The 6,082-nt window shown below is 33.1% G+C and carries 4 protein-coding genes, 2 tRNA genes and 1 rRNA gene; 5 read left to right on the top strand and 2 right to left on the bottom strand.

The window, feature by feature from the left end:
• The 3 genes from rrf to JOC54_RS12770 all read left to right on the top strand — a co-directional run.
• Nucleotides 1-95 (top strand): 5S ribosomal RNA (gene rrf, locus JOC54_RS12780); the annotation flags it as partial.
• 26 nt (nucleotides 96-121) lie between these two features.
• Nucleotides 122-196, top strand: a tRNA-Asn gene (locus tag JOC54_RS12775).
• Nucleotides 197-203: 7 nt separating this feature from the next.
• A tRNA-Thr gene (locus JOC54_RS12770) sits at nucleotides 204-276 on the top strand.
• Nucleotides 277-432: 156 nt separating this feature from the next.
• On the opposite strand, the gene JOC54_RS12765 is transcribed toward JOC54_RS12770, so the two are convergent.
• Nucleotides 433-2,988 (bottom strand): ABC transporter permease, encoded by a 2,556-nt coding sequence (locus JOC54_RS12765; protein WP_204466609.1) that lies wholly within the window; start codon nucleotides 2,986-2,988, stop codon nucleotides 433-435.
• A 2-nt stretch (nucleotides 2,989-2,990) separates the two neighbouring features.
• A complete protein-coding gene (locus tag JOC54_RS12760; protein ID WP_204466608.1) occupies nucleotides 2,991-3,767 on the bottom strand; it encodes an ABC transporter ATP-binding protein in 777 nt (258 codons plus the stop codon).
• Between the two features lie 241 nt (nucleotides 3,768-4,008).
• Here JOC54_RS12760 and JOC54_RS12755 point away from each other — a divergent pair, with 241 nt between their 5' ends.
• Both JOC54_RS12755 and JOC54_RS12750 read left to right on the top strand, forming a co-directional pair.
• Nucleotides 4,009-4,707: a response regulator transcription factor gene (locus JOC54_RS12755; protein WP_204466607.1), complete on the top strand. Its 699-nt coding sequence runs from the start codon at nucleotides 4,009-4,011 to the stop codon at nucleotides 4,705-4,707.
• Nucleotides 4,697-6,082, top strand: a complete 1,386-nt coding sequence (locus JOC54_RS12750; protein ID WP_204466606.1) for a sensor histidine kinase — start codon at nucleotides 4,697-4,699, stop codon at nucleotides 6,080-6,082. Before JOC54_RS12755 ends, JOC54_RS12750 begins: the two co-directional genes overlap by 11 nt.

Genomic DNA, 6,082 nt, shown 5'->3' with positions numbered 1-6,082 from the left:
GTCACACCCGTTCCCATGCCGAACACGGCCGTTAAGCTCTTTTGCGTCGATGGTAGTTGGGGGCTTCCCCCTGTGAGAGTAGAACGTTGCCGGGCTTTTTTTCTACATATATTTATTTTATTCCACAGTAGCTCAGTGGTAGAGCTATCGGCTGTTAACCGATCGGTCGCAGGTTCGAATCCTGCCTGTGGAGCCATTTTTTTGCTTCCATAGCTCAGCCGGTAGAGCACCACCATGGTAAGGTGGGGGTCAGCGGTTCAAGTCCGCTTGGAAGCTTTCGTATAAGTGCTGGTACATTAAGGTTTCTCTGATGATGGAGAGGCTTATTTTTTTTGTTTAAATAAGAAAGTAAGTTTCAAATAGACATTTTTATCCTGAGACAAAATAAAAAAGGTGTTAAGTATTAAAATATACTTAACACCTTTTTTATGGTTATTTGATATGAGCAAGAATACTTTTCTTAGAAGCCCAAATCGCTGGGGCTAAAAAAGCAATAATACCAATTGAAGGAGAAAGGAGTAATAAGATTAGACTTAATAAAATTGGAAGAGTCAAGATCTCTCCGTTAAAGGCAAAGTTTAAGTGTATAGTAATCCAAAAAGATATAGTCACTGAAACAAATCCACATATGGTAGACAATAGTGCCCCTTCTAAAATTAATGAGTAAGTCTGCAATTTCTTACTTAAGCCAATTGCTCTTAATATGGATAACTCAGGTAATCTCTCCTTAATGCTACTAACAGAGTTGTTCATTAATCCAATCATAGATAAACCTATCATTAATCCAACAGCTAAAAATAGAATAATTAATCGTTGATTGAACTGCTCATGAAAGTCATCAACAGCATCATATCGATTATAAATAGTTACTTCATTACCAAGGCCAAGATCGTCAATCATATTCTTAATAGTTGATTCCTCTAAGACATGACCTTGTGAAGAATCAATTAAGAGTTCTGAGTGGTTTATGACACCAAAGTGATCCTTCATTTGTTCGGATGTCATTAAAATTGTGTACACTTCGTCCCCTAGCATATGTGTATCCTCAATTAACATTCCAACTCTGAGAGAATAAACCCCATTTGTTTCTTCATCAAGTAATTCAATCGTGTCGCCAACACTATAGCCTAAAGTAGTAGAAGTACTAGATGTAATAATTACCTCATCGTCTTCTAGGTCAGTTATATTTTCTTTTCCTTCTAAAAATCCTGATGTTTGCAATAATCTACTTATATCTGTGCTAGTGATACCTGTTAGTGTTTGCAAGGATTTTGATTGTTCTACTGAATACATACCTGCCTCTGGATTTGGTAAATTTGTCGTCATATACATCAACGGCTTAGTGAAAAATAAAGAATGATCTGCAACGCTGTCTAGCTTGGATAAACTATTATACAATTCTGGAGAAAAACCATCAGATTCAAGTCTTTCATTACCGTATGAAACTTCTGTAAGCTTATAATCAGTAGGGTTAAGCGAGAATAATTGGTCAAAAGTTGTTTTTCTCATACTGTCTAAAGTTGAGAAACCAATGATACTAATTGACATACTCACAATAATGATTATGGCTACTTGCTTGTTTTTGTTCATTTGTCTCAAAGCATTAAACGGAGTAATCTTTAGAAAATGATTATTACCGAATAACCTTAGCGACTTAAGTGATAGTATTAGACCATAATGTAAAAAATAATGGACTAATAGCAATAACATGGTCATTAATGCTAGTATTGCAATAATATGCATGACTGTATTATTTACAATAAAACTCAATATCGATATAAAAACAGAAGCTGTTAGTAAAGTTGCAAAATAAAAACCTTTTATTTTATATATTGCATGACTTTTGCTCGTGTTTTGATAAGCCTCAATAGGTGAGAGGTTTGCTGCTTTAATTGCTGGTAAAGTAGACGCTGTTAGAATGAGCATGATATAAATCACACTGTAGAGAGTAATGCTAGACCAAGGTATTGATATAGAAACGACTTCTATATCTGCAATTGAAATCGAATTCTTTAATAGGAGCGATGGTATGAATATTCCTATTAGGATCCCCAATACTAACCCAATACTACCTAGAATAAGAGACTCAGTTAAGTTTAAAAAAACGATGGTTTTTTTGGAAGCCCCAATTATTCTCATTACTGCATATTGTTGTTGGCGATTCTGCAGAGAAATGTGAAGAATACTAGTAAGTAGTAAACCACTAACAATTAAAATGGCTATATTAAGCGCTGTGAGTATTGGGTAAAGACCACCTATATTATCACGTTGCTCGTCGGCTTCTTTAAGAAAATCAATTTTTAACTCAGAGTTAATCATATTAATCTGTTCACCGACAGCTTGTTTAGAACGATAAGAGTCTAAACGTATCATTAACATATTTGGGCCTTTTCTTGTTACGTTTTCTAACCAATCGTAATTAAATAAAAACAATCTATTTAAATATTCTCTCTCTTTAGAAAAACCAACTACTTTTAAGTTTTGATGTTCCTTGGGTGGAAATGGAAGGCTAATACTATCCCCTTCAGTAATGTTATTTGCTTTTGCATAAGCAGTAGAAACAATTACTTCGCCAGGCCCCGGAAGTCTCTGGTCTCCAATTTCAACCATAGTTGTTTGATATGCAAGGGGTTCATCTTTGAATCCAACATATATATAATCAAACATATCGTATTCAACTTCAAAGCCAAGATAAGGATAAGAAACTGGGGTAATTCCTTCGACTTTCTCAAGGTTTTCTATTGAACGATAATCATCTTCGGAGACGGGGTCAGTTGTATCATCTGCTACACCTAACTGATGGCCAACGTATAAGTCCATTTCTCCATAAAGCTCTTTGATAGAGGCTTCATTAGACTCTTCAATTGATGAAATGAAGATTTGTGAAGATGTAATAATAATGGCTCCTAAACTTATTCCGATTATAATTAATAAATTTCGTAGTTTTTGCTCCTTTACTAGTTGAAAAGCTAATTTTATTATTTTCATTGTCAATCCCTGCCCATGTCGTTAAGTAAATTAGACAGATACTGTACTTTTTTTTCTTGACCTTCTATACCATTAAGTAACTCATCTTCTACAACACAGCCATCGTGCATGAGTAAAACTCTATCTGCATAAGCAGCTACAGTAGCATCATGGGTTACGATAATGACTGTTTGCTTTTTTTGGATATTTAATTTCTTTAATTGTTCCATCACTAGTTTCGATGTGTTTGAATCGAGGCTACCAGTTGGTTCATCTGCCAGAAGGATGTCAGGATTATTGATTAATGCCCTGGCTATTGCTACTCGCTGCTGTTGTCCTCCAGACAATTCAGAAGGGAATGATTTAGAAAGGTGGTTAATATCAAGTTCTTTTAAGATTTTTAATGCACGCTTCTTAAGCACTTTATCATTTTCATTATTTTCCGAAAAATAATTAGGGAGCAAAACATTGTCCATAACATTCATGACAGGAATTAAGTGAAAGAATTGAAAAATAAATCCATAGTACTTGTTGCGCAAATTCGTCAATTCATTATCGTTAAGTTCATTTAGTTTGATGTCATTAAAAAATAGTGTTCCTTCGGTTGGTGTGTCTAAGCCTGAAATAATGTTAAGTAATGTAGATTTACCTGATCCGCTTGTTCCCATAATGGCAGTGAAAGACCCCTCTTCAAAAGTTACATTCACTGATTTTAAAGCATAGACAGTGTTTTTATTACTATCGCCAAATTGTTTTGTTACATTAATACCTTTTAGAATAATACCTTTTAGAATACTCATTATAGAAGCCCCCTCTTCAGATACTATAACAAGCGTTTATTAATTCATTATTATATTTTTATAAGAGGAAAATAAAAGTTATATATATATAAATTTATAGAACAGATTTATGTTGAGATGTAATTAGTAGAGACGAAAATTAAATGAATTATCGAGAGCAAACCTGTTCACCATTACGCTATAATAGCGGTGAGCTAATATGAATTATTGAAGTCTTGGATTAAAAGAAGGAGGAGTTGTCTTGTCTAAAAACGTTCTATTAGTAGACGATCAAGCGGACATTTTAGAAGTAATGAGTGATTATCTAGAAGCTGTGCAATATACTGTGCACATTGCAAGTGATGCTGAAGGAGCATTGAGGACTTTAGATAAGGAAGAAATAGATATTATTCTGTTAGATGTAATGATGCCTGGAGATAATGGTTTTACTTTATGCAAGAAAATAAGGAAATCTAGTATGATTCCTATTCTATTCCTGACAGCTAGGGAAAGCGATAACGATCGAATCAGAGGATTAACGATTGGTGGCGATGATTATATCTCTAAATCCTCAAGTCCTGCAGAAGTAGTTGCTAGGGTAAATGCTATAAATAGAAGGCAACAACATCATTTAGCTAGTATAAACGAAAAGTATAATAAATCTTCTTGCGTAGAAATTGACCATCTCTCATTAGAAATTAGTATTCTTGGAAAAAAAGTAGATATGAGCATTATTGAGTTCAAGCTATTTTCTTATCTCTATCATAATGTAGGAAATGTATTGTCATATGACCAAATACTAGAAAAAGTATGGAAGGATGATTTTTATGATCCTCAAATTATTAGGGTTTATATAGCGAAACTTAGAGAAAAATTAGCTGAGTACGATCAACTATTTCAAATAAAAAATGTAAGAACGGTTGGTTACCGTATGTTAATGGTTACTCAAGATGAAGAGTAAGAAAACCATTTCTGTTAATTGGTTATTAGTGAGTTTTTCAGTATGTTTAATTGCGATACCTCTTGGTTTAATACAAATCTACGATAACATGCTATATGACATTTTTCATAAAGAGGACCCAAATTATTATGATAACCCTAACAGGTGGATTGGCGAGAACCTTTTCATAGAAGACATATTTCTGGAAACAGCTGAGTACATAGACTATTTGGATCAGTTGGTAGAAAAAGAAGGCGTTGATATTGAAATTTTCAATGCGAACAGTGAATTGATGTATAAAAGTAGACAAACCACAAACCGTTCAATAGTAGATGATGAAGGAGATCTAACAACTGAAACCTCTTATAAAACAACAGTCTCAAATGAGGAAAATCAGCTTATAGGATATATTTATACAACGCCTGATGGGGCGAATTACACAAATGAATTGCCTACATCAAACGAATCTGTTGTCGTGTTTATTTTGTTTATTGTTATATTTGTAATTCTTCTTATCTTTTTAGTGTTGGTTAAGAATGAAATGATTAAACCTATTGTCGCTTTAAATAAAGCTTCTATTGAGATTTCTAATGGGAATCACTCGATTAAAACAAATACTTCTAGAGTCAAAGAAATCAATGAATTGACCGCATCATATGAGAAAATGAACGACAATTTGCTATCTTTAAAAAAACAAAGAAGCGAGTATGAAAACGATAGAAATTTATTTGTGTCTTCTATTGTTCATGATTTAAGAACGCCTTTATTTGGATTAAAAGGTTATTTAGAAGGTTTAACAAGTGGTATAGCTAATAACAACGAGAAAAGAGAAAGATATCTTAATAAAGCTCTGAAACAGGCATTAAGAATGGATGACTTAGTAAGTTCTTTAACTAATTATAATCGGTCATTCTTTTTATCCGAACATAGCTCTAAAGAAAAAATCGAGTTAAATAAACTCGTTGAAGAAGTCTTAACAGGTTTAGATTACCAGAAAAATAAAAAAGAACTACGTTTTATTCCTAAAATTGAAAAGGTATTGATTTTTGCAGATTACTTTTTATTATACCAAGCAATTGAAAACATAATTGCGAATGCTATTAGATTTAGTCCCATTAAAGGAACGATTTATGTTGGAGTAGGAAAAACCGAGGAAAACTGGGCAAAAATTGTTATAAAAGATGAAGGGCCTGGCGTAGAAGAGACGATGATTAATAATATCTTTAAACCTTTATATCAAATAGATCAATCACGAAAGTATGATGGTCATAGTGGCTTGGGTTTAGCAATTAGTAAAAAAAATATAGAAAGCCAAGGTGGAATAATAAAAGCTGTTAATTCAAAAGATAAAGGCTTAGAAATTGAAGTACTATTAAGGGTTAACAAATTTGATTAA

The organism is Shouchella xiaoxiensis (assembly GCF_016907895.1).
GTDB lineage: Bacteria > Bacillota > Bacilli > Bacillales > Bacillaceae_D > Shouchella > Shouchella xiaoxiensis.
This window is presented reverse-complemented; position numbering and strand designations above follow the sequence as displayed.

Coding starts and splice junctions, on each gene's coding strand:
- JOC54_RS12750 (WP_204466606.1), top strand. CDS start 4,697: ATGAAGAGTAAGAAAACCATTTCTGTTAATTGGTTATTAGTGAGTTTT.
- JOC54_RS12760 (WP_204466608.1), bottom strand. CDS start 3,767: ATGAGTATTCTAAAAGGTATTATTCTAAAAGGTATTAATGTAACAAAA.
- JOC54_RS12765 (WP_204466609.1), bottom strand. CDS start 2,988: ATGAAAATAATAAAATTAGCTTTTCAACTAGTAAAGGAGCAAAAACTA.